Here is a 26,442-nt window from a genome sequence, read left to right as displayed (position 1 = left end):
CCCGCCTTTCCGTGTCGCTGCTAGTTGTCGTGGGTCAGGGAACGCAGTTCCCGCCGGAGGATCTTCCCACTGGCCGTCTTCGGCAAGTCCGGCAGGATCTCCACCTGGCGCGGATACTTGTAGGCGGCCAGTTTCTCCTTGCAGTACGCGGCGAGCGCGGCCGGGTCCGCCTCCGCGCCGGGGCGCAGGCTGATGAAGGCCTTGACGGTCTCCCCGCGGTATCCGTCGGGCACCCCGACGACGGCGGCCTCGCGCACCGCCGGATGGGTGTAGAGCACGTCCTCGACCTCGCGCGGCCACACCTTGAAGCCGGACGCGTTGATCATGTCCTTCTTGCGGTCGACGACGTACAGCCAGCCCTCGGGGTCCATGAAGCCGATGTCGCCGGTGCGCAGCTCGCCGTCGGGGAAGGTCTCGGCGGTGGCGTCGGGCCGCTGCCAGTAGCCGGGCACGACCTGCGGTCCGCGCACGACGATCTCGCCCTGCTCGCCGAAGGGCACCTCCTCGCCCCGGTCGTCGACGATCCGTACGACGGTGTCGGGGCCCGGCACGCCGACGGCCAGCGTGCCGGAGGCCTCGTCGACGGGCGCCTCCAGGTGCGGCGGGACGGAGGCGCAGGGGGCGGTGCACTCGGTCAGTCCGTAGCCGTTGCGGATGTACGGCCCGAAGCCGGCCCGGAACTTCTCCACCAGGGCGGGCGGCAGCGGGGCACCGCCGGAGGAGATCACCCGGAAGGAGGAGAAGTGGTCGCGGCTGACGTCGGGGTGGGCGGCCAGCGCCATGAAGGCGGTGGACGGGCCGACGGTGTAGTGCGGCCGGTGCTCGGCGAAGGCGTCCAGGACGACGCCCGGCTCGAAGCGGTACGCCAGGACGAGGGTGCCCGCGCTGTTGAGGCAGGCGCCGAGCTGGCAGACCATGCCGGTGATGTGGAACAGGGGCGCGAGGGCGAAGTAGACGGGCGCCTCGGGCAGGCCGAGCCCCGTGCGCTGCCGCTCGGCGTTGTACATGATGTTGCGGTGCGTGTTGGTGGCGCCCTTGGGGGTGCCGCTGGTGCCCGAGGTGTAGCTGATCAGCGCGGTGTCGCCGGGGGCGGGGGCGCGGTTCTCCGGGGCCGGCCGGCCCCGGCGGGCGACGGTGGTGAGGTCGTCGGCGTCCGGGGGCTGCGGGAGCCGTTCGAAGGCGAGCACGCGTGTGTCGCCGCGGGTCTGGAAGTCCAGTTCGCAGCCGGTGAGCACGATCCGCACGGGCGAGTCGGCGGCCGTGTCGCGCAGGTACGACTCCCAGGCCCGGTCGGAGCAGATCAGCGCGGCCACGTCGGCGTCCCGCAGGACGTGCGTCACCTCGCCCGACTTGTACATCGGGTTGACGGGCACGACGACCGCGCCCGCCTTCCAGGCGCCCAGCAGGGCGAGGACGAAGAGCGGGGAGTTCTGCAGCAGGATCGCCACCCGCTCGCCGCGCTCCAGGCCGCGTGCGGCGAGGTGGCCGGCGACGGAGTCGCTGAGCTCGTCGGCCTCGCGGTAGGTGAGGCGGCCGTCGAAGTAGGCGAGGAAGACGCGGTCGGGGGTCTCGGACACCGCGCGGCGCAGGGCGTGCACCAGGGAGCCGGCGGGGTCGAGGGGGGCGCGCTGGGCGTCGGTGAGGAGGGCCAGCCAGGGCTTGGCGGCGTAGCGGGAGACGGTCACCGGTTCGCCTCCCACTGCTGCTGGAGGCGGTTCATGCCGGCCAGCCAGCGGTCCGGCTCGGCGGCACGGGCCTGGTAGTACTCGGCGACCTCGGGGTGCGGCAGGATCAGGAAGCGGTCCTCCTCGATGCCCCGGAAGAGGGCGTCGGCCACGTCCTCCGGTTCGATCGCCGTCGGCTTGAGGACGAGGTCGCCCGCGCTGCCGCTGGCGTCGAGCATGTCGGTGCGCACGCCCTGCGGGCAGATCGCGTGGACCTTCACCCCGCGGTGGCGGTACGTCAGTGACAGCCACTCGGCGAAGGCGTAGGCGCCGTGCTTGGTGACGCTGTAGGGGGCGGTGCCGATCATGGTGAGCAGTCCGGCGGCGGAGACGGTGGAGACGAAGCGGCCGCCGCCGCGCTCCAGCCAGTCCGGGAGCAGCGCGTGGGCCGCGCGGACGTGCGCCATGACGTTGACGTCCCAGGAGAGCGCCCAGCCCTGCTCGTCGAGCGGCTCGCCGGGCTCCCCGCCGTCGCGGCCGACGCCCGCGTTGGCGCAGTACACGTCGACCGTCCCGCCGAGCGCGTCGCGGGCCTCGGCGACGATCGAGGAGGCGTCGCCAGGGACGGCCAGGCCCCCGATCTCCTCGGCTACGGCCTTCGCGCGGTCGGCGTCCAGGTCGTTGACGACGACCCTCGCTCCCTGAGCGGCGAAGCGGCGGGCGAGCGCCGCCCCGATGCCGCCCCCGGCTCCCGTGACGACCACCTTCGCACCCTGCACGGCTTGCACCATCGGTCTCCTTCGACGCGGCTCCCAGCGGCTACCGGCGTCAGACTAACCGGTCGGTATGTCAGGTGGAAGGGGTGTTCCGCGCGGGGCCGGTCCGGTTCGTTCCCCAGGGCGGTCGGGCGCGCTAGCGTGCGTGCGCATGACACCCGCCACGATCACGGAGGTCACCGCATGAAGCTGTCCAGACGGAGCCTGCTCGCCACCACCACGGCCGCGGTCGCGGCCTCCGCCGCACCGGCCGCCGCCTCCGGGCCCGGGCGCGGGGGCGGCCGGGGGCTGCACACCGGGTTCGAACGGCTCGCCGCGGACGGCTACGGGCTGCTCGACGGCCGGCGCGTGGGCGTGGTCACCAACCCGACGGGCATCACCCGGGACGCGCGGCACATCGTCGACGTGATGCACGCCGACGACCGGGTGGACCTGACCGCCGTCTTCGGACCCGAGCACGGCTTCCGGGGCACCGCCCAGGCGGGCGGCTCGGAGGGCCGCCACGACGACCCGGCGACCGGCCTGCCGGTCTACGACACGTATCTGAAGAGCGGTCAGGCGCTCGCCGACGTCTTCACGGCGTCCGGCGTGGACACGGTCGTCTTCGACATCCAGGACGTCGGCGCGCGGTTCTACACGTACATCTGGACACTGTTCGACTGCATGGAGGCGGCCGCGCTCGCGGGCAAGCGGTTCGTCGTACTGGACCGGCCGAACCCGGCGACCGGGCGGGCCGCGCTGGGCCCGGTGCTGCACGAGGAGTTCGCGACGTTCGTCGGGCGGCAGCCGATCTCGCAGGCGCACGGGATGACGGTGGCGGAGCTGGCGCTGCTGTTCAACGGGGAGTTCCTGACGGCGCCGGTGCCGCTGGAGACCGTACGGATGTCGGGCTGGCGGCGGTCGGACTTCTACGACGCCTCCGAGCTGCCGTGGGTGCCGCCGAGCCCGAACATGCCGACGCCCGAGACGGCGCTGGTGTACTCGGGGACGTGTCTGTTCGAGGGGACGAACCTGTCGGAGGGGCGCGGGACCACCCGGCCGTTCGAGCTGCTGGGCGCGGAGGGGATCGACGGGCGCTGGGCGGAGGCGGCGAACGCGCTGGGGCTCGCGGGCGTCCGCTTCCGGGAGGCGTACTTCGCGCCGGTGTTCTCCAAGTTCCAGGGGAAGACCGTCGGGGGCGTCCAGGTGCATGTGCACGACCGGGAGGCGTTCGATCCGGTGCGGACCGGGATCGGACTGCTGATCACCGCCAAGCGGTCGTGGAGCGGCTTCGCCTGGCGCCCGGACCACTGGATCGACAAGCTCACCGGCTCCACGCGCGTGCGCACCATGATCGACGCGGGCGCGGACACGGACGAGGTGGTGGCCGGCTGGCAGGAGGAGCTGGCGGGGTTCCGGAGGATGCGGCGGGAGTACCTGCTGTACCGCTGAGAGCGGGCGGTACGGGACGGCGGCGGGCGGCGGCCCGCCGCCGTTTTGCGCCGGGTGTGCATATCGGCGGGGTCTTCAGGAACCCGTGGAAGCTCCCGGGAGTTCTCAGGCTGACGAGGAGTGGCCGCTCCCCCGCGGGGAGGGCACGGAGCGGGTTACCGCCGGTATCCCCGTGAACGACCACAACTGAAGCAGGGATCACGGGAGTTGGCCCGTGAGTCCCCGCGGCCGGCTGATGGGGGCCATCGAAAAAAGGATGGAGCCGATTCGCGTGTCGATACGTCTATTCGGCGACGTCCGTTCGACGACGCCGAAGTGACCGGATTACAGGTGCAGGTGTGACGGAGGTGCAGGACGATGGCCGGTTTCCGGAGTCTGGCGAGACAGGTCCGAGATCCGCGGTGCGATCTGGCACTGCGGCGCTATTCGCTGCGTAAGTGCCTGGAGCGATTCGCTCCCTACGGGCACAGGGCGACCTGGGACCATCTGTGCTCGCGGGCCGGGTTCGATCCCGAGGACCGCTCCGTCGACCCGGCGCGGCTCGTGGCCGCACTGGACGAGCTGGAGGAGGCCCGGGCGGTCTGGCTGGCCTATGAGGTGGAGTTCGCCGACCGCCGCAGGAAGGAGAAGCACGACGGGCTGCGCAGGCCGGGCAGTGTGGACGACTGGCACCGGCTGACCTGGGGCGGTTTCGGCGTGGCCTGGTGCGACGACCCGCGGGTGCATCCGCGCGAGCCGCTGGCCGAGGTGCTGCGGCGGCTGATAGCCGCGCTGGAGCGCGAGCCGGGTACGGGCTGCCCCGTGTGCCGGGGGGAACGGCTCATGTGGCGCTTCGACCTGGACCACGAGCCGTCGACGGGGCCGGTCTGCACGGATTGCGGGATCCTGGTGCCCCGGCCCGTGCTCACCCCGGTGGCCCTGGCGGACGCCCGTCGGGCGAGGCTGCTGGTGTCGGCCTGAGAGGCAGGGAGCGAACGGGGCGAGGGGGTGCGCAGGGGATGCCGCACCCCCTGACTTCGGGGGACGTGGGCTGCACGGTTCGCTTACCGGCGCTCGCAGGGTGCCGCTGCGCCCACCCGTGCCGCCCTGGGGGTACCTCCCAGGCCCTTAAGGCACTGGGGGAGGCACGATCGCCCGCAGTCACGGGGGCTTATCGCCTGCCCTTCTCCGGGAGCAGGCGGGAGCCCGTCAGGTGGTCGCCGAAGACGTCGTCCGGGTTGGACAGGACGCAGCTGTCCAGGGAGAGGCAGCCGCAGCCGATGCAGTCCGTGAGGTGGTCGCGCAGGCGGTTGAGCTGCTTGATGCGTTCGTCCAGCTCCGAGCGCCACGCCTCGGAGAGGTGCGCCCAGTCGTCCCGGGTGGGCGTGCGCTCCTCGGGCAGCTCGGCGAGCGCCTCGCGGATCGTGGCGAGCGGGATGCCGACGCGCTGGGCGGCGCGGATGAAGGCGACCCGGCGCAGGGTGTCACGGCTGTAGCGGCGCTGGTTGCCCGAGGTGCGGCGGCTGCTGATCAGGCCCTTGGTCTCGTAGAAGTGCAGGGCCGAGACGGCGGCGCCGCTGCGGGCGGAAAGCTGGCCGACCGTGAGTTCGTGGACCTTCTCGGGTATCTGGGGCACTCCCCGAACCCTACCCACCCGTCCGGCGGCCGGCTGTCGTTGACAGGGAACGCCCGGCACACCATGCTAAGCAGTTGCTTAGGCATGCGCACACCGATGCGCTGCGACTACGTGACGCGAGAGGCCGGGACATGGCAGAGCCGAGGATCTTCACGTCCGTCGACGACCTGAAGGCGGCGGTGGGCGAGCAGCTGGGGTACACCGACTGGCTGGAGGTCGACCAGAAGCGGATCGACCTGTTCGCCGAGGCCACCGGGGACCACCAGTGGATCCACGTCGACCCGGAGAAGGCCGCGGCGGGACCGTTCGGGACGACCATCGCGCACGGCTATCTGACGCTGTCGCTGCTGCCGCTGTTCGGCCCGCAGCTGATCTCCGTCGAGGGCGTGAAGATGGGCGTCAACTACGGCACCAACAAGGTGCGCTTCCCCGCCCCGGTCCCGGTCGGCTCGCGGGTGCGCGCCACCGCGACGATCACCGCCGTCGACGAGGTGCCGGGCGGCGTCCAGGTGGCCACGGCGTTCACCGTGGAGCGCGAGGGCGGTGACAAGCCGGTGTGCGTGGCCGAGTCGGTGGCCCGCTACTACCTCTGAGCGGGGCCGGCTCCCCGGGCCCCGACCATCCTGAGCACGAGGTCGGCGTAGAGCGCGCCGACCTCCTCGGGGGTGCGGGGGCCGTCGACGTTGAACCAGCGGGCCACGTCGATGCACAGGGAGAGCACGGCGAGCGTGGTCCCTTGTACGTCGATGACGTCGAACTCGCCGGAGCGCACGCCCTCCTCGATGATCCCGCGCACCTCGGCGTCGACCTGCCGGCGCAGTCCGAGGATCTCGGCGCGGGCGTCGGGGCCGAGCGAGTCGAGTTCGTACTGCACGACCCTGGCGGTGGTCCGGCCGCCCGCGTGCCAGCGGACGAAGGAGCTGACCGCTTCGGCGAGCCGCTCGCCGGGGCTGCCCTCGGCGCGGGCCGCCGTGCGCAGGATCTCGACGGCCTTCTGGTGGCCGATCCTGCTGATGCGGTGGAGCAGCTCTTCCTTGGTCTTGTAGTGGATGTAGAGCGCGGCCGGGCTCATCCCGGCACGGCCCGCGATGTCGCGGGTCGTCGTGGCGTGGTAGCCGCGCTCCGCGAACGCCTCCACGGCGGCGAGCAGCAATCGTCGGGCCGCGTCGGGCGTGACCTCACCCCACGGTTGCGCCTCGGCGCCGGCCGACTCCTCCGCCGTACTCATCGCTCACCTCATTCGCTGGCAGGGGTAACACCATACCGGCAAGGGTGAGCGCTCGCTTAGCGCGCCCGTCGTCACAGCTTCTGCAGCGGGTCGTACTCGGAGAGCATCTTCTCCAGGCGGGCCTGGTCGACCCGGTTGACGATCTGCCCGGCCTCCTGGCGGTCGCGGATGACCTTGGCCAGGGTGAAGGCGGAGGTGACGAGGTACAGGACCGCGATGCCCAGGAAGGCGCGGACCCAGGCGTCGGTCTCGAGGTTGAAGATACCGACCGCGGTGGCGCCCATGGCCACTCCGAAGGACGCGACGGCCTGACCGTAGAAGGCGGCCGTGCTCTGCTGCTTGACCGGTGTGTCGCTCATGGGGAAAAGGATCGGCGGATGTGGCCGCGGCCACATCCGCTCAGCTACTCAGGCACGTACTCAGAAGGCCGAAACCCCGGTCAGGGCGCGGCCGATGACCAGTTTCTGGATCTGGCTGGTGCCCTCGTAGAGGGTCATCACGCGGGCGTCGCGCAGGAGTTTGCCGGCCGGGTACTCGTCGATGTAACCGTAGCCGCCGAAGACCTGCAGGGCGTTGTTGGCGGCGCGGACGGCGGCCTCCGAGGCGAAGAGCTTGGCCTTGGAGGACTCGACGGCGAAGGGCTTCCCCCGGTCGATCAGGTCGGCGACCCGCCAGGTGAGCAGCCGGGCCGCGTCGACGTCCACGGCGATGTCGCTGATCAGCTCCTGGACGAGCTGGTGACGGGCGATGGCCTTCCCGAACTGCTCCCGCTCCCCCGCGTACCGCACGGCCGCGTCCAGGGCGGCCTGCGCTATGCCGACGCAGCCGGCCGCGACCGACATGCGGCCCTTGGCGAGGGCGGACATGGCGACCGAGAAGCCCTTGCCCTCGGGGGCCAGCATCGCGGAGGCGGGCACGCGCACGTCCTGAAGGACCAGCTCGGCGGTGGCCTGGCCGCGCAGGCCGAGCTTGCCGTGGACGGCGCGGCGGGTCAGGCCGGGAGTGTCGGCGGGGACGAGGAAGGCGGAGACGCCCTTGTGGCCGGGGGCGTCGGTGGAGCGGGCGAAGAGCAGGACGACGTCGGCCCAGGTGCCGTTGGTGATGAACATCTTGGTGCCGTCGATGACGTAGTCGTCGCCGTCGCGGACCGCCCGGGTGGACAGGTTCCCGGCGTCCGATCCCGTACCCGGCTCGGTGAGGCCGAAGCAGCCGACGTACTCCCCGGAGGTGAGTCCCGGCAGCCAGGCGCGCTTCTGCTCCTCGCTCCCCCAGGCGGCGATCGTCTTGGCGACCAGGCCGAGGGAGACGGAGACGATGCCGCGCACGGAGGAGTCGCCGCGGCCCAGCTCCTCGGTGACCAGGCAGTACGCGAGATGGTCGCCGCCGCTGCCGCCGTACTCCTCGTCGATCGTCAGCCCGAGGAAGCCGACCCCGCCGAGCTTCTTCACGATGCCGCGGTCGACCTCCTCGGCGCGGTCCCAGGCGGTGGCGTGGGGCACGACCTCGCGCTCCACGAAGTCCCGGGCGAGCCGGCGGACGGCCTCCTGCTCCTCGCTGAGCTCCAGGTTCATACCGAGTCACCCCATGTGAGATCCATGTGAAACGTACACATTTAAATTAGCACTGCTAGTTTCCAGGCGCAGCCCTACTATGTGCGCCATGGCCCGACCGCGCAAGCCCCTGCTGAGCACCGACCGGATCGTCGGTACGGCCCGTGCGCTGGTGGACGCGGAGGGCCTCGCGGCCGTCTCCACGCGCCGGCTCGCCGCGGAACTGGGGGTGAGCGGGCCCTCGCTCTACAACCACTTCCGCACCAAGGACGAGATCCTGGAGGCGGTCGCCGACTCGGTGAGCGCGCTGGTCGACCTGTCGATGTTCGAGGACGGCCGGGAGTGGCGGACCGCGCTGCACGACTGGGCGGTCTCCTACCGGGCCGCGCTGCGCGACCACCCGAACATCGTCCCGGTCCTGGCCCGCGGTCCCGGCCGCCGTCCGGCGGCGCTGCGGCTGGCCGACGCGGTCTACGGTGCGATGGTCGAGGCCGGCTGGCCGCCCGCGCAGGCCACCTCCATCGGCGCGCTGATGCGGTACTTCATCATGGGCTCCGCGCTCGGCTCGTTCGCGGGCGGCTTCGTGGACGACGCCAGCGCCTACGACCCCGCCGACTACCCGCACCTCGGGCAGGCCCATCTCCTCGCCGAGCAGCAGGAGAAGATCGACGAGCGGGCCTTCGAGGCGGGGCTGACGGCGCTGCTGGACGGGCTGGCGCTGCAGTACGAGCGGGTGCGGGCTGGCGCCTGAGCGCTCCGCCGGGGGTTCGGTGATCGTCCGCGGCGCCGTCGTGGCTGGTCGCGCAGTTCCCCGCGCCCCTTCAGGGCGCCGTCGTGACCGGTAGCGCCCACGCGGCGGTGGCCGCACGTCGGCACGGTCCCGCGCCCCTTCGGGGCCCGGACGCTTCGGTGAGGGCCGAAGCGTCCGTGCCGCATGCTGAGGGCATGACCACCAAGGATCCCCGGGCGGCCGGTCTCGCGCGGCTCGCCGCGCTGGCCGCCGACGAGACGCGGGCCGCGTGTCTGCTGGCGCTGCTGGACGGGCGGGCCTGGACGGCGGGCGAGCTGGCCCGGCACGCCGGGGTCGCCGCGTCCACGCTGAGCGAGCACCTGGGCAAGCTGGTCACGGGCGGACTGCTGGCCGAGGAACGGCAGGGGCGGCACCGGTACGTACGGCTGGCCGACGCGCGGGTCGCGCAACTGGTGGAGGACCTGGCCGCGCAGGTGGCTCCGGGCGCCGCCGAACGCCCGCGCACACTGCGGCAGGCGGGCGCCGGATCGGCCATGGCCCGCGGACGCACCTGCTACGACCATCTCGCCGGGCGGCTCGGCATCGCCGTCACGGACGCCTTCACCGCGCGGGGGCTGCTGCTCCAGGAGACCGGGTTCGCGCTCACGGACGCGGGGCTGCGCTGGTTCGGTGCGGCGGGCATCGGCCTGGACCGCCGCGGACGGCGCCCGCTGGCCCGTGCCTGCCTGGACTGGACGGAACGCCGCCCCCATCTCGCCGGAGTGGCGGGCGCCGCCCTGTGCCGGCATGCCCTGGAGACGGGGTGGTGCGTGCGCATCGGCTCCGAGCGGGCGGTGAAGGTGACGGAGGCGGGCGAACGCGCGCTGTCCGAGCTGCTGGGGATCGACGCGGAAGCCCTCCGCTGACCGGCAGGCCACCGTCCGAAATCCGCGAGCGTCCCACCCTGACCTCCTCCTAGCCTCGGGAGCATGATGCACGTCTCCACCCCACGTTCCGACCGGATGCTCGCGGCCTGCGCCGCCGGTGTCACCGTCGTGCTGTGGGCCTCCGCCTTCGTGTCCATCCGCAGCGCGGGAGCCGCGTACTCACCGGGAGCGCTCGCGCTCGGCCGGCTGCTGGCCGGGGCGCTGACGCTGGGCGTGTTCTGTCTGCTGCGACGGGAAGGGCTCCCGCCCCGGGCGGCCTGGCGGGGCATCCTGATATCGGGGCTGCTCTGGTTCGGGTTCTACATGGTGGCCCTCAACTGGGGTGAGCAGCAGGTCGACGCCGGTACGGCCGCGCTGGTGGTGAACATCGGGCCGATCCTCATCGCCCTGCTCGGCGCCCGGCTGCTCGGGGACTCGATGCCGCCGAGGCTGCTGGCGGGGATGGCCGTGTCGTTCGCCGGCGCGGTGACCGTGGGGCTGTCGATGTCCGGCGAGGGCGGGTCCTCGGTGCTCGGGGTGGTGCTGTGCCTGCTGGCGGCCGTGGCGTACGCGGCCGGGGTGGTCGCGCAGAAGCCGGCGCTGGGCGCGGCGAGCCCGCTTCAGGTGACGACGTACGGGTGTCTGGTGGGGGCGGTGGCCTGTCTGCCGTTCGCCGGGCAGCTCGTGCGGGAGGCCGCCGACGCGCCGGTCTCCGCCACGCTCAACATGGTCTACCTGGGCGTCTTCCCGACCGCCCTCGCCTTCACCACCTGGGCCTACGCCCTGGCCCGTACGACCGCGAGCCGGATGGGCGCGACCACGTACGCGGTACCCGCCCTGGTCGTGCTGATGTCGTGGCTGACGCTCGGCGAGGTACCGGGCCCGCTCACACTGGTGGGCGGCGCGCTGTGCCTCGCGGGTGTGGCGGTGTCCCGGTCCCGGTCGAGGGCGGCGACGCGGACGGCCGCGGTCCCGGTCGCCCGGGAGGAGACCGCCCGCGAGCCGCGCTAGGGGGTGTCGTTCGGATCAGGCCGGCTTCAGGTGACGGCGCCTTGTGACCGACCCGAGCGGGGGCGATGGGGTCCCTCCCGCGCATGGGGGCCCTCCCGCTCAAGCGAAGCCGAGAGCGGGGGAGCGTGCAGCTGCAAGGCGGAGGAGGGCGCCAGGGCAGAGCCCTGGCAACCGACGACAACGCGGCTGGGGGTCCCCCCCTCTGGGGGAGTGCGTGCCAGACCCCGCGACCCCGGCAGGATCCGAACGACACCCCCCTAGAACACCACCAGCGCCCGTCCGCCCTTGCCGGCCAGCATGTTGTCGAAGGCGGCCGGGATGCCGTCCAGGGCGATGTGTTCGGTGACCAGGGTGCCGAGGTCGAGGCGGCCGGTCCGGATGTGTTCGGCGAGGACCGGGAGGTCGCGGGCGGGGTCGGAGTTGCCGTAGACGCAGCCGGAGAGGGTGCGGCCCCAGTGGAAGATCTCCAGGGCGTTGAAGGTGACCTGCTGGTCCTTGCCGCCGATGCCGACGACCGTGGTGCGTCCGCCGCGCCGGGTGGATTCCCAGGCCGTGCGGATGGTGGTCGCGCGGCCGACGCACTCGACGGCGACGTCCACGCCCTCCTTGCCGGTGAGGGCGCGGATCTGCCGGGCGGTGGTGTCGGAGGCGACGAGGTAGTCGGTGGCGCCCGCGGACCGGGCGAGTTCCTCCTTCTCCGGGGAGACGTCGACCGCGACGATCGTGGACGCGCCCGCGATCCGGGCCGACTGGAGGGCGGCGAGGCCCACTCCCCCGACGCCGAACACGGCGACCGTCTCGCCCGGCCGCACCTGCGCGGAGTGGTGGACGGCGCCGTAGCCGGTGAGCACCGCGCAGCCCAGCAGGGCGGCGTCGGTGAGCGGGACGCCGTCCGGGGCGGGCAGCACGCAGGACGCGGGCACCACCGTCTCCTCGGCGAACGCGGCGACGTTCAGCCCCGGGTACAGGTCGGTGCCGTCGTCGGCGCGGCGGGCGTGCACCTCGGCGGCGCCGGCCAGGGCGCCCGCGCACAGCCAGACCTCGCCGCGCGCGCAGGCGGGACAGGTGCCGCAGGACGGCGCCCAGTTGAGGACCACGCCGTCACCGGACGCGACATGGGTGACGCCCTCGCCGACGGCGACGACCGTGCCGGCGCCCTCGTGGCCGAGGACGGCCGGGACCGGCAGGCGCATGGTGCCGTTGGACAGGGACAGGTCGGAGTGGCAGACCCCGGCGGCGGCGAGCCGGACGCGGACCCTGCCGGGGCCGGGTTCGGGCAGGTCGATCCCGGTGATCTCCAGCGGAGCACCGACGGCGGGCAGAACGGCGGCACGTACGGCCATGGCGGATACGACTCCCCTAGAACTGGAGGGACTTGGTCTGGAGGTACTCGGTCAGGCCGTGGGCGCCGAGTTCGCGGCCCACACCGGACTGCTTGTAACCGCCGAAGGGGGCAAGCGGGTTGAACCGGCCGCCGTTGATGTCGACCTGGCCGGTCTCCATGCGGCGGGCGAAGGCCACCGCCTCCGCCTCGTCACCGGCCCAGACGGCGCCGGCCAGCCCGTAGACGGTGCCGTTGGCGATGCGCAGGGCGTCCTCCTCGTCCGTGTAGCGCAGGATCGACAGGACGGGGCCGAAGATCTCCTCCTGGGCGATGGTCATCTCCGGGGTGACGTCGGCGAAGACCGTGGGGCTGACGTGGTAACCCTGCTCGTGCGGGGAGTCGGGGCCGCCCGCGACCAGCCGGGCGCCCTCGGCGACGCCCTTCTCGATGTAACCGCGTACGCGTTCCCGCTGCGCGGCGTTGACGAGCGGGCCGATGCGGTCGCCGTACTTCGCGGCGGCGGTCGCGGCGAGTTCCACGGCCTCGTCGTAACGGTCGTGGTGGACCAGCATGCGGGTCCAGGCGCTGCAGGTCTGGCCGGAGTTGGACATGACGTTGGCGACGCCGACGTTGACCGCGCGGGCCAGGTCGGCGCTGGGCAGGATGACGTTGGCGGACTTGCCGCCGAGTTCGAGGGCGACCTTCTTCACCATGCCGGTCGCGATCGCGCCGATGCGGCGGCCGACGGCGGTGGAGCCGGTGAAGGAGACCAGGTCGACGCCGGGGTGCTCGGCGAGGGCCTGCCCGGCCACCGGGCCGAGCCCGGTGACGAGGTTGAACACGCCCGCCGGGATCCCGGCCTCGTGCACGGCCTCCGCGAACAGCCGCGCGACCAGCGGGGTGTCCTCGGCGGGCTTGACGACGACGGTGCAGCCGGCCGCGAGGGCGGGGGCGGTCTTGGCGACGATCTGGTGGAGCGGGTAGTTCCAGGGGGTGATCGCGCCGACCACGCCGACGGGCTCGTGGAGGACCGTCGAGTTGCCCGTCCTCTCCTCGAAGGCGTACGTCGCCGCCAGCTCGGCGTACGAGCCGGTCACGGCGATCGGCACGCCCGCGTGGACTGCCTGCGAGAGCTTGAGGGGCGAGCCGAGTTCGGCGGTCACCGTCTCGGCGATCTCGTCCTGCCGGGCCACGAGCACGTCCCGCAGCGCGGCCAGCCGGGCGGCGCGCTCGGCGGGCGGGGTGGCGGCCCAGGCGGGGAGGGCGGCGCGGGCGGCGCGCACGGCGGCGTCGACGTCCTCCACGGTGCCCGCGGGGACGGTGGCGATCACCTGTTCGTCGGCCGGGTTCACCACTTCGATCACGTCCGGGCCCGCGGCGGGGCGCCAGGCGCCGTCGATGTACATGCCGTCGTATGCCTTCATCGCGCTTCCTCCGGGGCGGGGTGTCGGTGTCCGACCGCTCAGTTCGTCGAGTCTCTAAACTAGCGGTGTTAGTTTTCCCGCGCCAGAGGTCTCCGTACGACCGTGTCACTCCTCCAGGTCGGGCAGCCGTGCCGGGTTCGGGCAGATCCGCTCGCCCTGCTGGTCGAAGACGAAGAGGTGGGCGAGGTCGACCAGGAGCGGTACCTGCATGCCGTGCCGGAGGCGGATGTCGGGGGTGGTGCGGACGATGAGGTCGCCGGGCACCCGGGGCTCGGCGGAGGCCGGGGCCGGCTGTTCTGAACGGTCGAGCGTCGCCACGGGGCCCGCGCGCAGCGCCCCGGCCCGCTCCCGCAGCCGGTGCAGGACCGTGCCCTCGCGGCGGCGGCGCCGGGCCGGGCGCTCGGGCCGCGGGCGCGGTGCCTCGAGGTCGGGGACGACGGCGGGGCGGGAGCCGGTGTTGAAGTGCACGAGGACCTCGTGTCCCTGGAACTCCAGGTGCTCCACCAGACCGGTGAGCGCCACCTCACCGGTCCGCGCGGCGGACGGCTTGGCGATCCGTACGGCCTCCGAGCGCAGGCCCACGATGACCTCGCGGCCCTGCTGCACCCGCAGCAACTGGTGGTCCAGGGACAGCGGTTCGGGCAGCCGCAGGAACTGTTTGCCGAGGCTGATGGTCATCGCCCCGTCGAGCGGTGCGCGCACCAGGCCGCGCAGCAGATTGATGCGCGGGGTGCCGATGAACGCGGCGACGAAGACGTTGCTCGGCAGCGCGTACACGGTGCGCGGGGTGCCGACCTGCTGGAGGACGCCGCCGCGCAGTACGGCGACGCGGTCGCCGAGCGACATGGCCTCGGACTGGTCGTGGGTGACGTAGACGGTGGTGACGCCCAGCTCCCGGGTGAGCTGGGAGATCTCGGCGCGCAGCCGGTTGCGGAGCTTGGCGTCGAGGTTGGACAGCGGCTCGTCCATCAGGAAGGCGGAAGGGTGGCGGGCGATGGCCCGGCCCATGGCGACGCGCTGGCGTTCACCGCCGGAGAGCTGGGCGGGGAAGCGGTCGAGGAGGTCCTCGATGCCGAGCATGCGGGCGGTGGCGTCCACGCGCGGGGCCGGGTCGGCGCCGGGGGACTCGATGCGGAGCGGGAAGCCGATGTTGTCGCGGCTGGTCATGCTCGGGTACAGGGCGAAGTTCTGGAACACCATCGCCATGTCCCGGTCGGAGGGGGGCAGTTCGTTGCCGTACTCGCCGTCGAGGAACAGCCGGCCCTCGTCGATGTCCTCCAGTCCGGCGATCATCCGGAGCACGGTGGACTTGCCGCAGCCGGAGGGGCCGAGCAGGACGAGGAATTCGCCGGGCGCGATGTCCAGCGACAGCCGGTCCACCACGCGGATGTCTCGCGTGTATGCCTTGCTCACGTCGTGCAGGGAGATGGCGCGTGTCATGAGGGTGCCCCCGGGGGCGGATCTGGGCGCTGGTGCTCCGCGTTCGGAACGCCCCGCACGGGTCGCACGGGGCGTGTGGGTCACGGAAGCTAACGGAAAGTAGCGGCCGGGGGAAGATGCCGGGCGAGATCAGGGCGCTCCGGTCCACCAGGTGAGAAAGCGGACGGCCGGATTCACCGGGGTGACCGGTGTTCCCCGTCAGTCGTCCCCGCCGTCGTCGCCGCTTCCCGAGCGGCCGTTCGAACGGCCCGGCCGGAGCAGCTCGCCCGCCGGCAGGGTCCCCTTCGCCACTCCGCGCGTCCAGCGCGAACCGCCCCGTGCCGCCCAGACGACACAGACACATCCCCCGACGGCGAGAACGAGAACGCCGGCCAGGAGATCAGAAGCATGCGGTCCCCCTCATAGCCACGACCCGACTCCCATGACGCGGCCCGTACTCAACGCGCGATCGCGCCATCCTGCCACTGCGGGCAGTCGCACCGCACGAAACACATCAACCGTGGGCAGCCGTACCGCACGAAGTGCGTCAACCGCGGGCAGTCGTGCCGCTGGGGCGGCACGGGTGGGCGCGGCGGCACCCCGCAAACGCCGGGCAGCGTGGTCCACCCCCGCCCAACCCCCAGCCCCCAGCCCCCGCACCGCTCACTTCACCCGCCGACGCGCCCTCACCCCCGCCCCCTCCCGCTGCTCTCTCCGAGCACTCGCCTCCTCCCCCGGCCGGGCCGGAGTACGCAAGGCAACCCCCGAGGACAGAAACAGCAGCGCCCCCAGCATCACGAACGGCGCCGCCACACCCGCGACCCCCGCGATCAGCCCCGCCGCCGCGGGCGCGGCGACCTGCCCCAGACGGTTGCCGGTCAGGCGCAGGGCGAGGGCGGTGGACCGGGCCTCGGCAGGGGCGGCCTGGACGACCGTAGTCATGGACAACGGCTGCCCGACGCCCAGACAGAAGCCGAGGACCGCCAGGATCAGCGCCAGCGCCCAGACCGGCACCGGCAGCGCCACCCCCGCGCACAGCAGCCCCGCCAGCAGACAGGTCACCGTCAGCAGCACCGTACGGCCGAGCAGCCGCAGCAGCGGGGTGAGGACCAGCCGGCAGGCGATCGTGGCCGCCGCGCGGAGGCTGAGCAGCAGGCCGATGACGGCCGGGTCGATGCCCCGGTGCTCGCCGACCACCGGGAGGTAGGCGGTGAGGATGTCGGTCGCGGACAGCACGGCCAGGCTGATGAGGATGCCCGCGGGTACGCCACGGGCGCGCAGGATGCCCCGCACCGGCACCCGTGCGCCCTGCTCCGTACGGGATTTCAGGTCCCCGGGCCGCTCTATGCGCCACAGCGAGGTGAGCGCGACGGCGCCGCCCGCTCCCGCCACCAGCAGGGCGAGCGCGCTGGTCCGGGCCATGTCCGCGCCGATCAGCGCGCCCGCCGCGATGGGGCCGACCAGCTGGCCGAGCGAGGCGCCGATGGTGAAGTGACCGAAGTTGCGGTCCTGCTCGTGCGGCGCGGACTGGCGGGCGACGAGGGACTGCGCGCCGATGACGAAGCAGAGGTGGCCGAGGCCCATCACCCCGCTCCACAGGGCCATCGTCCACAGCGACCCGGCGAGGCCGCTCAGCGCGCAGCCGCCGGATATCAGCACCACGCCGACCGGCAGCAGGGGCGCGCAGCGGCCGTGGTCGGTGCGCCGGCCGAGCGGTACGGCGGCGAACAGCGGCAGCAGCGCGTACACGCCCGCGATCACACCGACCGCCCGCTCGTCCGCGCCCAGCGCGAGCGCCCGGTAGGAGACGGCGGGCCGGGCCATCGACACCGCCCCCTGCGCGAAGCCGAAGGCGATGACGAGGCGGAGCAGCCAGCCGCGGTTCCCACCGGGCGCCATGATCGGGTCCTTCCTGACAGTGGTCCGGGTGTCCGGCTCAGATGATGCCGAACAGGATTCCGGCCGCGAGAATGACCAGGCAGATCATGGCCGCCCACTTCACCACGAACCGGGTGTGGTCGCCGAACTCGACCCTGGCCATGCCGACCAGGACGTACACGGCGGGGACGAGCGGGCTCGACATGTGCAGCGGCTGGCCGACGAGGGAGGCGCGGGCCATCTCCAGCGGGGAGACGCCGTGCGCGGCGCCGGCTTCGGCGAGGACGGGCAGGACACCGAAGTAGAAGCCGTCGTTGGACATGAAGTAGGTGAGCGGAAGGCTCAGCAGGCCGGTGACGATGGCCATGTGCGGGCCCATGCCCTCGGGGATGACGTCCACCATCCACTCGGCCATGCTGTCGACCATGCCGGTGCCCTGGAGGACGCCGGTGAAGACGGCGGCGGCGAAGACCATGCCGGAGACGTTGAGGACGTTGTCGGCGTGGGCCGCGATACGGGCCTTCTGGTCGGGGATGTGCGGGAAGTTGACGGAGAGCGCGAGGGCGGCGCCGAGCAGGAACAGCACCGGGATCGGCAGCAGCTCCATGATCATGGCGGTGAGCAGGCCGACCGTGAGCAGCGCGTTGAACCAGTACAGCTTGGGGCGCAGGGTGGGGCGGTTCGGGTCGAGGCCCTGGAAGTCGTCGTCGTCCTCCGCGTCGGCGTCGGTGCCACCGGTCGCGGTGGTGTGCTTCCCCGAAGCGGCACCGGTGCCGCCGCCCGCGCCGACGAGGACCGTCTCCGTCTCCTCGGCCTCCTCATTCACCAGCGCCTCGTCCAGCGTCAGCACGCCCAGCCGCCTGCGCTCGCGCAGACCGAGCACGTACGCGAGGACGACGACGCCCAGCAGGCCGACCAGCAGGGCCGGGATCATCGGGACGAAGATGTCGCCGGCGTCGAGCTTGAGCGCGGTCGCCGCGCGGGCCGTGGGGCCGCCCCAGGGGAGGGTGTTCATCACGCCGTTGGCCATGGCGGCGACACCGGTCATCACGACCAGGCTCATCTTCAGGCGCTTGTACAGCGGATACATCGCCGAGACGGTGATCATGAAGGTGGTGGAGCCGTCGCCGTCCAGCGACACGATCGCGGCGAGCAGCGCGGTGCCGACGACGATCCGCATCGGGTCCGCCTTGCAGAACCGGAGGATGCCGCGGACGATCGGGTCGAAGAGTCCGACGTCGATCATCACACCGAAGTAGACGATCGCGAACATGAGCATCGCCGCGGTGGGCGCGAGGCTGGACACGCCGTCGATGACGTAGTCACCGAGGTGGGCGCCCTCGCCGACGAACACGCAGAACAGCGCGGGGATCAGCACGAGCGCCGCGATCGGCGACATCTTCTTCAGCATGATCAGGACCAGGAAGGTCGCGATCATGGCGAAGCCGAGGATGGTCAGCATGAGTGGATACCTAACGTTCGCCCTTGAACATCCCACCAGGGCCGGCGGTGCGTCGACGTTAGGTTCCGTAAAGCCGCGTTAACAAGACGTTGACGTGCGAGCAATAAGCGCAAAACCCCAGGTCACAGCTTTGCTCAGGTCAGCGCGCCGAACGTTTCGCCCGCGGCGGCGCTCAGCGGGGCCACCTCGACGGGGACGCCGTTGAGGACGGCGTTGCCCGACAGCGGGTCGAGGAGGCTGCCGTCGAGGAGCTGGTTGACGTTGGCGCCGGGGTCGGCGGCGGCGTGCCGGGTACGGGTGCCGGGCCGGTCGTGTCCCCAGCCGTGCGGCAGGCTCACCACACCCGGGCGTACGGCGTCGGTGACCTCGGCGGGCGCGGTCACCTCTCCCCCGGCACCCTTGATGCGTACCGGCTCCCCGTCCCGTACGCCGAGGCGTTCGGCGTCCTCGGGATGGAGGTGCAGGGTGCAGCGGTTGGAGCCGCCGGTGAGGGCGGGCACGTTGTGCATCCAGCTGTTGTTGGAGCGCAGGTGGCGGCGGCCGACGAGGACGAGTCCGGCGGGGCGTTCGTCGAGGGCGGCGCGCAGCCGGGGGAGGTCGGCGGCGATCGGTTCCGGCAGCAGCTCCACCTTGCCGCTGCGGGTCTTCAGCGGCTGGGGCAGCCGCGGGCGCAGGGGACCGAGGTCGATGCCGTGCGGGTGGGCGAGCAGTTCCTCCAGGGTGAGCCCGTCGGGGTCGGCGCCGAAGCCGTCGCCGTACGGGCCGAGGCGCAGCATCATGTCGAGGCGCCGTTCGGGGCCGTCGGCGCCGGTGAGCAGGGCGGCGAGTTCCTTCGGGTCGCGGCCGTGGACCGGGGAGTGCGGCTCCCGGACCGCCTTGGAGAGGGTCTGGTCGATCACCATGGTGTCGACGGCGGCGGGGTCGGCGCCGTGCATGCCGGTCGCGGCGAGGATCAGCCGGGCCAGGATCTCGGTCTCGGCCATGCGGCCGGGCTCCAGGGGGACGGCGGGACGGGTGTAGCGGACCTGGTTGCGTACGGCGAGGGTGTTGAAGGCGAAGTCGTGGTGCGGGCTCTGCGCGGGCGGGGGCGGCGGCAGGACGACGTCGGCGTGGCGTGAGGTCTCGTTGAGGTACGGGTCGACGCTCACCATGAAGTCGAGCGAGCCGAGCGCCTTGTCGAGCCGGTCGCCGTCCGGGGCGGAGAGCACCGGGTTGGCGGCGACGGCGACGAGGGCGCGGATCGGCTCGCCCTCGTCGGTGGGCGTGTCGATCTCCTCGGCGAGGGCGGACAGCGGCAGTTCGCCCTTGGCCTCGGGGTGCCGGCTCACCCGGGAGTGCCAGCGTCCGAGGGCGAAGCCGCGGCCGGGGCCGGCGGGGCGCGGGGCCCGGTCGGTGGCGGCCTGCGGGAAGAGGGCGCCGCCCGGCCGGTCGAGGTTGCCGGTGAGGATGTTGAGGACGTCGACGAGCCAGCTGGCGAGGGTGCCGTGCGGGACGGTGCAGCTACCGATGCGGCCGTAGACGGCGGCGGTGGGGGCGGCGGCGAGTTCCCGGGCGAGGGTGCGGAGGGTGGCGGCGTCGACGTCGCAGGCGGGGGCCACGGCTTCGGGGGTGAGGTCGCGCAGCGCCGCGGCGAGGTCGTCCAGGCCCGTGAGGTGCGACGCGCGCTCCCCCGGGTCGATCAGGCCCTCGTCGAACAGGACGTGCGCCACGGCCGCGAGCAGCAGCGCGTCGGTGCCGGGGCGGACGGCGAGGTGCCGGTCGGCGAGGCGGGCGGTGCGGGTGCGGCGCGGATCGATGACGGTGAGGGTGCCGCCGCGGGCCCTGAGCGCCTTGAGCCGGCCGGGGAAGTCGGGGGCGGTGCACAGACTGCCGTTGGACTCCAGGGGGTTGGCGCCGATCAGCAGCAGGTGGTCGGTGCGGTCGAGGTCGGGTACGGGGATGGCGTTGGCGTCGCCGAAGAGCAGCCCGCTGGAGACGTGCTTGGGCATCTGGTCGACCGTGGAGGCGGTGAACAGGCTCCGGGTGCCGAGCCCGGCGATGAGCACGGGCGGGTAGAGGGCGCCGGCCATGGTGTGGACGTTGGGGTTGCCCAGGACGATGCCGACGGCGTGCGGTCCGTGCCGTTCGACGACGGGCCGTATCCCGGCGGCCACGGCGTCGAACGCCTCCGCCCAGGTGGCCTCGCGCAGCTCGCCGTCGACGCGGACGAGCGGGGTGCGCAGCCGGTCGGGGTCGGAGTCGACGGCTCCGAAGGCGGCGCCCTTGGGGCAGACGAAGCCCTTGCTGAACACGTCGTCGCGGTCGCCGCGGGCGCCGGTGACCCGGCCGTCGTCGATGGTGAGCGTCAGGCCGCAGGTGGCCTCGCACAGGGGGCAGATACGAAGGGCGGTGCGGGACACGGGACCTCCCGGGTGCGGCGGCTGCGGTGACGCGCGGACGGGCCGAGCATACCGACCGGTAGGCATGGAGGGGAGGGGGTTGCCCGGAGGGCTCCCTCGGACAGGGGGACCGCCTCGGACAGGGGGACCGCCTCGGAGAGGGGGACCACTCAGTCCAGCGTCCGGGCCAGATACGCCCGCAGCATCTCGCGCAGTTCGCCGATGACCTTCTCGTCCCCCTCGGGCGCCATCCGGAACGCCAGGTGGACGAGGGCGTCGGCGGTCTCGACGGCGACGAGGAAGGCGCGGCGCAGGTCGTCGTCGGCCGCGCGGCCGAGGTAGCCGGAGAGCAGGTCGGTGAGGCGGTCGGCGACGCGGTGGTTGGGTTCGGCGCGGCGGGTGCCGACGGGTATCTGGTTGCCGAAGTCGACGAGGGAGAAGCCGGGGGCGGTGCGCTTCATGTCGAGGTACTCGTCGAGCACGACGTCCATGGCGTGCCGCCAGCCCCGGTCACCGGTCACCTCGATGCGTTCGGTGACCCGTTCCGTGAAGCGCTCCAGGTTGCGCTGGGCCAGCGCGTCGGCCATCTGGCGCTTGTTGCCGAAGAAGCGGTAGACGGAGCCGATGGGCACGCCGGCGCGCTCCGCGACCGCGCGGGTGCTCAGGTCGTCGTAGCCGGCCTCGTCGAGGAGTTCGGCGCAGGCGTCGAGGATCCTGGCCAGCCGTTCGGCGCTGCGCCGCTGCACCGGCGCTCGGCGGAGCGATGTCGCGTGGGGCACGGGCCTCATCATGCCTGCTCGTCCCCGCCCGCGGAACCTCGCCCTCCGCCATGGCCCCGCCCGTCCGTTCCGCGCGCCGGTTCCGGAGGTTCCGTGCCCATCGGCGCGGCGCTCGGGTCGGGGCTCGGTTCCTGGTCCGACACGGTGATGTCGGCCGTGCTCTCCACGGGTTCGCCGTCCACGGCCCACACCGAGCCGTCGTCGGCGTACAGGCGGGCGGTGACGTGGTGCGTGCCGCGCGGGACGGAGTCGCCGGGGAGGTGGTACTCGGGGGTGCGCAGCAGGGCGACGCGGCGGCCGTTCAGCTCCAGGTGCGCCAGTCCGCGGCCGGCGACCGCGCGCCCGCCGGTGCCGTCCGGGGAGAAGCGGAAGTTGCGCACGGTCAGCCGTACGTCCCAGCCGCCGTCGGTGTCGGGGGTGACCTCGACGCCGACGGCGGGCGCGTCCTCGGCGTCCACCTCGCGGTAGGGGCTCCCCTCCTCGTCCTTCTCGTCCAGGAGTTCACCGGCCGGTGAGGACGGCTTCCCGTCCTGCCCCCGGGCATCACTCGGACCGCAGCCCGCGGATCCGGCCAGGAGTGCGACACAGACCGCGAGCGCGGTGATCAGGCTCCGCGTCCACGACATGCCCGGGAGCGTAGAACACGGGTACGACATCGCGGATCCACCTGAAGTCGGGTTCCGTGTCCTCCGTCGAGAGGAGGAGGACGGAGGGAGGACGGAGATCGCGTCTCCCTCTTGCGGCGCGGAAATCGCAATCCTATGGTGTCACATAGGAATCTGATCGCAAGGGAGCACCGGGCATGAGCGGGGACGCGCGCAAGATCGCCGAGGGGCTGGAACACCTCTCCGGTTTCGGCAACGAGCACAGCTCCGAGGCGGTCCCGGGCGCCCTGCCCGAGGGCCGCAACGCGCCGCAGCGCGCGCCGCTCGGGCTGTACGCGGAGCAGCTGAGCGGTACGGCGTTCACCGAGCCCCGCGCGGAGAACCGCCGCTCCTGGCTGTACCGGATCCGCCCGTCGGCCGCCCACCCGGCGTTCACCCGCACGGGCAACGGGGCGCTGCGCACCGCGCCCTTCACCCAGACCGTGCCCGACCCCAACCGGCTGCGCTGGAACCCGCTGCCGAAGCCGGACGGGGGCACCGACTTCCTGGCCGGACTGTGGACCCTGGGCGGCAACGGCGACGTCACCCAGCGCACCGGCATGGCCGTGCACCTGTACCACGCCACCGCCTCGATGGACCGGGTCTTCAGCGACGCCGACGGTGAGCTGCTGATCGTCCCCGAGCACGGCGGGCTGCTGCTGCGCACGGAGTTCGGACTGCTGCATGTGGAGCCGGGACACATCGCGTTGATTCCTCGTGGGGTGCGGTTCCGTGTGGACCTCCTCGAGGACTCTGCCCGCGGTTATGTGTGCGAGAACTACGGGGCGGCGTTCCGGCTCCCCGACCTCGGCCCGATCGGCGCCAACGGACTGGCCAACGCCCGGGACTTCCGGGCGCCCGTCGCCGCGTACGAGGACGTCGAGGGGCCGGTGGAGGTGGTGAACAAGTTCTGCGGCAACCTGTGGTCGGCCACGTACGACCACTCCCCGCTGGATGTCGTCGCCTGGCACGGCAACCATGTGCCCTACGCCTACGATCTGCGCCGCTTCAATGTGATGGGCACCATCTCGTACGACCATCCGGACCCGTCGATCTTCACGGTGCTGACGTCTCCGAGCGACACCCCGGGGCTGGCCGGGGTGGACTTCGTGGTCTTCGCGCCCCGCTGGCTGGTGGGTGAGGACACCTTCCGGCCGCCGTACTTCCACCGGAACGTGATGAGCGAGTACATGGGCCTGATCGAGGGCGCGTACGACGCGAAGGCGGAGGGCTTCGTGCCGGGCGGGGGCTCGCTGCACAACATGATGTCGGCGCACGGCCCCGACCGGGAGACGTTCGACCGGGCGAGCGCCGCGGAGCTGCGCCCGCAGAAGATCGACGACGGCCTGGCCTTCATGTTCGAGACCCGCTGGCCGGTGTCCCTGACCCCCCAGGCGGCACGGGCGGAACACCTCCAGCAGGGCTACGACGATGTGTGGCAGGGCCTCGAGCGTCACTTCCAGTCGCTTTGATCCGGTTCGCCTCCGGGGTACAGCCGGTACGGCACACGTTGCACTGAAAGCTCTCCGACCGGTACGGATAGCCCGTGACCTCCTTCGCTCCGGATTCGATCGTCCTGAACCGCAAGTTGCCGCTCTGGTATCAGGTGTCGCAGTCGCTGCGCGCCTCGATCCTCGGCCGCTCGCCCCAGGACCCCCTGCGTCTGCCCACCGAGGAACAGCTCGCCGGGCACTACGGGGTGAGCGTGCTGACCATGCGGCAGGCGTTGAAGGAGCTGGAGGACGAGGGGCTGATCACCCGCCACCGCCGGCGCGGCACGTTCATCGAGCCCGGCGCCCGGCGGGGCGCCCCGGTGCGGCTGCTGGGCTCGGTGGACGCGATCGTGGCCCAGCAGTCCGGTATGACGACCGAACTGCTGGAGCACGGTCCGGCGCCGGTGCCGGCGGAGATCGCCGAGTACTTCCCGGACCTGTCCGAGGCTGCCGCGTACCACCGGCTGCGCGGCGACGAGAGGACGGGCGAGCCGACCAACCACGCCCGCAACTGGGTCCGTCCCGAACTGGCCGCCCGCATCGACCCGGCCGACCTGCTGCGGTGGCCGATGACCAAGGTGCTGCGGGATGTCGTCGGCGCGGACATCAGCCGGATCACGGACACGGTGGAGGCGCGGCTCGCGGACCCGGAGACGGCCCGGCTGCTCCAGGTCCCGCTGCTCAGCCCGATCCTGCACTACACGGGCATCACCTACGACACCGACGGCCGCCCCCTGGACGTGGCCGTCATCAACTACCGGGGCGACCGCTTCTCCTTCACGGTGACCCTGGACGCCACCTGATCCGCCACCCCTCACAGGCCGTACGATGCCCTGCGTGACGCACGACGACGCTCCGCTGCTGGCGGACCTCATGCCGTGGTCCGTCGCACCGCCGCGGCTCGGCCGGGGGTGGCCGGCGGCCCCCGACGCGGCGTCCCTGAAGGCCCGTTGGGACGCCCTGGTGAAGGCCGAGGGGCCGGACCGCGAGGCGCTGTTCGGATCGACGCGTTCCCGGACGCCGCACACGGCGGTCGGACAGCTGCCGGGCCAGAGCGGCGGCACGGAGAAGCTGGCCCGCGCGTCGGGTCCGTGTCCCGAGCCGATACGGGTCCTGTACGCCCCGTTCGACGAGCAGTGGCTGATCCCCGACCAGCGGCTGATCGACGTGGCCCGGCCGGAGTTGTGGCGGGTGGCGGACGAGCGGCAGATCTTCGTCGTGGAGACGGGCACGGCCCCGGCCCTCACCGGTCCGCCGCTGCTGGCCACGTCCCTGCCGCCGCTGCTGCGCACCGGCCGCGTCCGTCCGCTGTACCGCCGGCCGGGCGCCGCGGAGCCGAACCTGGCCCCGGGGCTGACCGGCCACCTCGCCGCCCGGCTCGGCCGGGACACCCCGCCGGTGGACGTCCTCGCCTGGACGATGGCGGCGGCACGCGCCACGCCCGCCGGACTCGCGGTGCCACTCACCGGGGACGCCGGTGTGTGGGCGCGGGGCGTCGCGGTGGGCCGCCGGATGCTGTGGCTGTCGCGGCGCGACGGGGAGCGGCCCAAACTCCCCGGCGGGCGCCGCCCGTACGTACGTGCCCCGCTGCCCTCCCGGCCGCTGACCGTGGCCTACGACCGGGACGAGGAGACCCTGCTGCTCGACGAGGGCCGTATCTCCCCGGTGCCGCCCGGGGCCTGGGACTTCGAGGCCGGTGGTGTCCGGGTGCTGGAGCAGTGGTTCACAGCCCGCACGGAGCCGGCCGAGCCGGGCACCCTGGCCGCGATCGGGCCGGCCGGCTGGCCCCAGACCTGGACCTCGGAGCTCCTGGAACTGATCACGGTCCTCGCCCTGCTGGCCGAACTGCGCCCGGAGCAGGGGGCACTGACGGACACCGCCCTCCCCGACCCGGTCACAGCGGCCGAGCTGCGCGCGGCGGGCGTGCTTCCGGTGCCGTCCTCCGCACGCCGCCCCGCCTCGGTGCTGGACGCCCACGAGGAGGGGCCGGAGGGGCAGCTCGCGCTGATCTGAGGGCTCCCCGGCACGGGTCGGCGGCGGGGTGACGGACCTGTTCGGCGACGTGCCCGTGCCCGACGGGGCGGCCTTGCCGGTGGCGCATCCCGTCGCGGGGGCACTGGGATGGTGCGCGGTGCTGCCCATGCCCCTGGCTGTACGGGGGCGGGAAGGGGTGAGGCCCCGAGGCGGATGTCAGGTCCCTGCCAGGATGGAGTCGACCGGTGTGCCCCCGGAGCACTGCCGGGTGGGAACGGGGGCGCCGGCATGGGGAGGTGCCGGTGTCGGGTCGGGCGCCGGAGGGCCGCCGCGTGCCGTGGGGATGACGGTCAGGGGCGGGGGCGCTGCGCCGGGACGGAGGTGGACCGTCCGGGCGCTGGCGCTACCGGTTGCCGAACAGGGAGCGGCGCAGCCGACGCAGCGGGGCGAAGAGCGAGACGCGGCTCGCCCGGGCCCGCGCGCTCCTGGCGCCGCGGTCGTGCGCGGTGTCACGCGCGATGAGCTCGCGCATCAGCGACGTCGCCTCGGCCGTCTCCCGCTGTGGGACCGCGGGGCCCCCGAGAACCGAGAGATGGCGGTCGAGGCGCGAACTGGTCGCGCTGCTACCGCAAGTGATCGCAGGGACCCTGGCCCTGCTGCGCACTGTTATCTGTTCCATGTCACTCCCCACCCGTACGAGTCCACCCGGCCCGGGCAGGGTAACCCTATCGCCCCG

The 26,442-nt window shown here is 72.8% G+C and carries 24 protein-coding genes; 9 read left to right on the top strand and 15 right to left on the bottom strand.

What is annotated here, in order from left to right:
- Window positions 1–20: 20 nt before the first annotated feature.
- Both AMK33_RS16575 and AMK33_RS16570 read right to left on the bottom strand, forming a co-directional pair.
- Window positions 21–1,685: a class I adenylate-forming enzyme family protein gene (locus AMK33_RS16575; protein ID WP_073933865.1), complete on the bottom strand. Its 1,665-nt coding sequence runs from the start codon at window positions 1,683–1,685 to the stop codon at window positions 21–23.
- Complete coding sequence (locus AMK33_RS16570) at window positions 1,682–2,455, bottom strand: SDR family oxidoreductase (RefSeq protein WP_073933598.1); 774 nt, start codon at window positions 2,453–2,455, stop codon at window positions 1,682–1,684. The genes AMK33_RS16575 and AMK33_RS16570 overlap by 4 nt, the downstream gene beginning before the upstream one ends.
- Before the next feature lie 168 nt (window positions 2,456–2,623).
- Here AMK33_RS16570 and AMK33_RS16565 point away from each other — a divergent pair, with 168 nt between their 5' ends.
- Together AMK33_RS16565 and AMK33_RS16560 are read left to right on the top strand one after the other, a co-directional pair.
- The gene (locus AMK33_RS16565; RefSeq protein ID WP_201263034.1) at window positions 2,624–3,871 is read left to right on the top strand and encodes an exo-beta-N-acetylmuramidase NamZ family protein; all 1,248 of its coding nucleotides are present in this window, start codon (window positions 2,624–2,626) and stop codon (window positions 3,869–3,871) included.
- A gap of 357 nt (window positions 3,872–4,228) precedes the next feature.
- The gene (locus AMK33_RS16560; RefSeq protein WP_073933596.1) at window positions 4,229–4,831 is read left to right on the top strand and encodes a hypothetical protein; all 603 of its coding nucleotides are present in this window, start codon (window positions 4,229–4,231) and stop codon (window positions 4,829–4,831) included.
- Between the two features lie 190 nt (window positions 4,832–5,021).
- Here the strand turns inward: AMK33_RS16560 and soxR are convergent, their stop codons facing one another.
- Entirely contained in the window at window positions 5,022–5,486 is a 465-nt protein-coding gene (soxR, locus tag AMK33_RS16555; RefSeq protein ID WP_073933595.1) for a redox-sensitive transcriptional activator SoxR, read from the bottom strand.
- A gap of 131 nt (window positions 5,487–5,617) precedes the next feature.
- Here soxR and AMK33_RS16550 point away from each other — a divergent pair, with 131 nt between their 5' ends.
- The gene (locus tag AMK33_RS16550) at window positions 5,618–6,079 is read left to right on the top strand and encodes a MaoC family dehydratase (protein WP_030867150.1); all 462 of its coding nucleotides are present in this window, start codon (window positions 5,618–5,620) and stop codon (window positions 6,077–6,079) included.
- Here AMK33_RS16550 and AMK33_RS16545 read toward each other — a convergent pair.
- From AMK33_RS16545 to AMK33_RS16535, 3 genes are all read right to left on the bottom strand, one after another.
- The gene (locus AMK33_RS16545; protein WP_073933594.1) at window positions 6,070–6,714 is read right to left on the bottom strand and encodes a TetR/AcrR family transcriptional regulator; all 645 of its coding nucleotides are present in this window, start codon (window positions 6,712–6,714) and stop codon (window positions 6,070–6,072) included. The two genes, AMK33_RS16550 and AMK33_RS16545, sit on opposite strands and share 10 nt — an antisense overlap.
- Window positions 6,715–6,785: 71 nt before the next feature.
- Window positions 6,786–7,073 carry a YiaA/YiaB family inner membrane protein gene (locus tag AMK33_RS16540; protein ID WP_073933593.1) on the bottom strand — a complete coding sequence of 96 codons (288 nt, stop codon included), beginning with the start codon at window positions 7,071–7,073 and terminating at the stop codon, window positions 6,786–6,788.
- A 60-nt stretch (window positions 7,074–7,133) separates the two neighbouring features.
- A complete protein-coding gene (locus tag AMK33_RS16535) occupies window positions 7,134–8,285 on the bottom strand; it encodes an acyl-CoA dehydrogenase family protein (protein WP_073933592.1) in 1,152 nt (383 codons plus the stop codon).
- An 88-nt stretch (window positions 8,286–8,373) separates the two neighbouring features.
- Between AMK33_RS16535 and AMK33_RS16530 the strand changes: the two genes are divergently transcribed.
- From AMK33_RS16530 to AMK33_RS16520, 3 genes are all read left to right on the top strand, one after another.
- Window positions 8,374–9,015: a TetR/AcrR family transcriptional regulator gene (locus AMK33_RS16530; RefSeq protein ID WP_073933591.1), complete on the top strand. Its 642-nt coding sequence runs from the start codon at window positions 8,374–8,376 to the stop codon at window positions 9,013–9,015.
- Window positions 9,016–9,209: 194 nt separating this feature from the next.
- The gene (locus AMK33_RS16525; protein ID WP_073933590.1) at window positions 9,210–9,920 is read left to right on the top strand and encodes an ArsR/SmtB family transcription factor; all 711 of its coding nucleotides are present in this window, start codon (window positions 9,210–9,212) and stop codon (window positions 9,918–9,920) included.
- A gap of 66 nt (window positions 9,921–9,986) precedes the next feature.
- Entirely contained in the window at window positions 9,987–10,931 is a 945-nt protein-coding gene (locus AMK33_RS16520; protein ID WP_107425127.1) for a DMT family transporter, read from the top strand.
- A gap of 257 nt (window positions 10,932–11,188) precedes the next feature.
- On the opposite strand, the gene AMK33_RS16515 is transcribed toward AMK33_RS16520, so the two are convergent.
- The 8 genes from AMK33_RS16515 to AMK33_RS16480 all read right to left on the bottom strand — a co-directional run bounded on the left by AMK33_RS16515 (window position 11,189) and on the right by AMK33_RS16480 (window position 22,221).
- On the bottom strand, window positions 11,189–12,274 hold the full coding sequence (locus tag AMK33_RS16515; protein ID WP_073933588.1) for a Zn-dependent alcohol dehydrogenase: 1,086 nt from the start codon (window positions 12,272–12,274) through the stop codon (window positions 11,189–11,191).
- Window positions 12,275–12,290: 16 nt separating this feature from the next.
- A complete protein-coding gene (locus AMK33_RS16510) occupies window positions 12,291–13,679 on the bottom strand; it encodes an aldehyde dehydrogenase family protein (protein WP_073933587.1) in 1,389 nt (462 codons plus the stop codon).
- Between the two features lie 105 nt (window positions 13,680–13,784).
- Window positions 13,785–15,119, bottom strand: coding sequence for an ABC transporter ATP-binding protein (locus AMK33_RS16505; RefSeq protein ID WP_073933586.1), 1,335 nt, complete (start codon window positions 15,117–15,119; stop codon window positions 13,785–13,787).
- 642 nt (window positions 15,120–15,761) lie between these two features.
- Window positions 15,762–16,997: an MFS transporter gene (locus AMK33_RS16500; RefSeq protein WP_073933585.1), complete on the bottom strand. Its 1,236-nt coding sequence runs from the start codon at window positions 16,995–16,997 to the stop codon at window positions 15,762–15,764.
- A gap of 37 nt (window positions 16,998–17,034) precedes the next feature.
- Entirely contained in the window at window positions 17,035–18,474 is a 1,440-nt protein-coding gene (locus AMK33_RS16495) for a CitMHS family transporter (RefSeq protein ID WP_327379187.1), read from the bottom strand.
- Between the two features lie 98 nt (window positions 18,475–18,572).
- Window positions 18,573–20,837, bottom strand: coding sequence for a molybdopterin oxidoreductase family protein (locus AMK33_RS16490; RefSeq protein ID WP_073933583.1), 2,265 nt, complete (start codon window positions 20,835–20,837; stop codon window positions 18,573–18,575).
- A gap of 149 nt (window positions 20,838–20,986) precedes the next feature.
- A complete protein-coding gene (locus AMK33_RS16485) occupies window positions 20,987–21,604 on the bottom strand; it encodes a TetR/AcrR family transcriptional regulator (protein WP_073933582.1) in 618 nt (205 codons plus the stop codon).
- Window positions 21,604–22,221: a hypothetical protein gene (locus AMK33_RS16480; RefSeq protein ID WP_073933581.1), complete on the bottom strand. Its 618-nt coding sequence runs from the start codon at window positions 22,219–22,221 to the stop codon at window positions 21,604–21,606. The genes AMK33_RS16485 and AMK33_RS16480 overlap by 1 nt, the downstream gene beginning before the upstream one ends.
- A gap of 176 nt (window positions 22,222–22,397) precedes the next feature.
- Here AMK33_RS16480 and hmgA point away from each other — a divergent pair, with 176 nt between their 5' ends.
- From hmgA to AMK33_RS16465, 3 genes are all read left to right on the top strand, one after another.
- Window positions 22,398–23,711, top strand: coding sequence for a homogentisate 1,2-dioxygenase (gene hmgA / locus AMK33_RS16475; RefSeq protein ID WP_073933580.1), 1,314 nt, complete (start codon window positions 22,398–22,400; stop codon window positions 23,709–23,711).
- Window positions 23,712–23,785: 74 nt separating this feature from the next.
- Window positions 23,786–24,535: a GntR family transcriptional regulator gene (locus AMK33_RS16470; RefSeq protein ID WP_073933579.1), complete on the top strand. Its 750-nt coding sequence runs from the start codon at window positions 23,786–23,788 to the stop codon at window positions 24,533–24,535.
- A gap of 25 nt (window positions 24,536–24,560) precedes the next feature.
- Complete coding sequence (locus AMK33_RS16465; RefSeq protein WP_073933578.1) at window positions 24,561–25,745, top strand: type ISP restriction/modification enzyme; 1,185 nt, start codon at window positions 24,561–24,563, stop codon at window positions 25,743–25,745.
- Between the two features lie 364 nt (window positions 25,746–26,109).
- Here AMK33_RS16465 and AMK33_RS16460 read toward each other — a convergent pair whose 3' ends face one another.
- A complete protein-coding gene (locus tag AMK33_RS16460) occupies window positions 26,110–26,385 on the bottom strand; it encodes a hypothetical protein (protein WP_073933577.1) in 276 nt (91 codons plus the stop codon).
- Window positions 26,386–26,442: the final 57 nt, after the last annotated feature.

It is taken from the genome of Streptomyces sp. CB02400 (assembly GCF_001905725.1).
Taxonomy (GTDB): domain Bacteria; phylum Actinomycetota; class Actinomycetes; order Streptomycetales; family Streptomycetaceae; genus Streptomyces; species Streptomyces atrovirens.
This window is presented reverse-complemented; position numbering and strand designations above follow the sequence as displayed.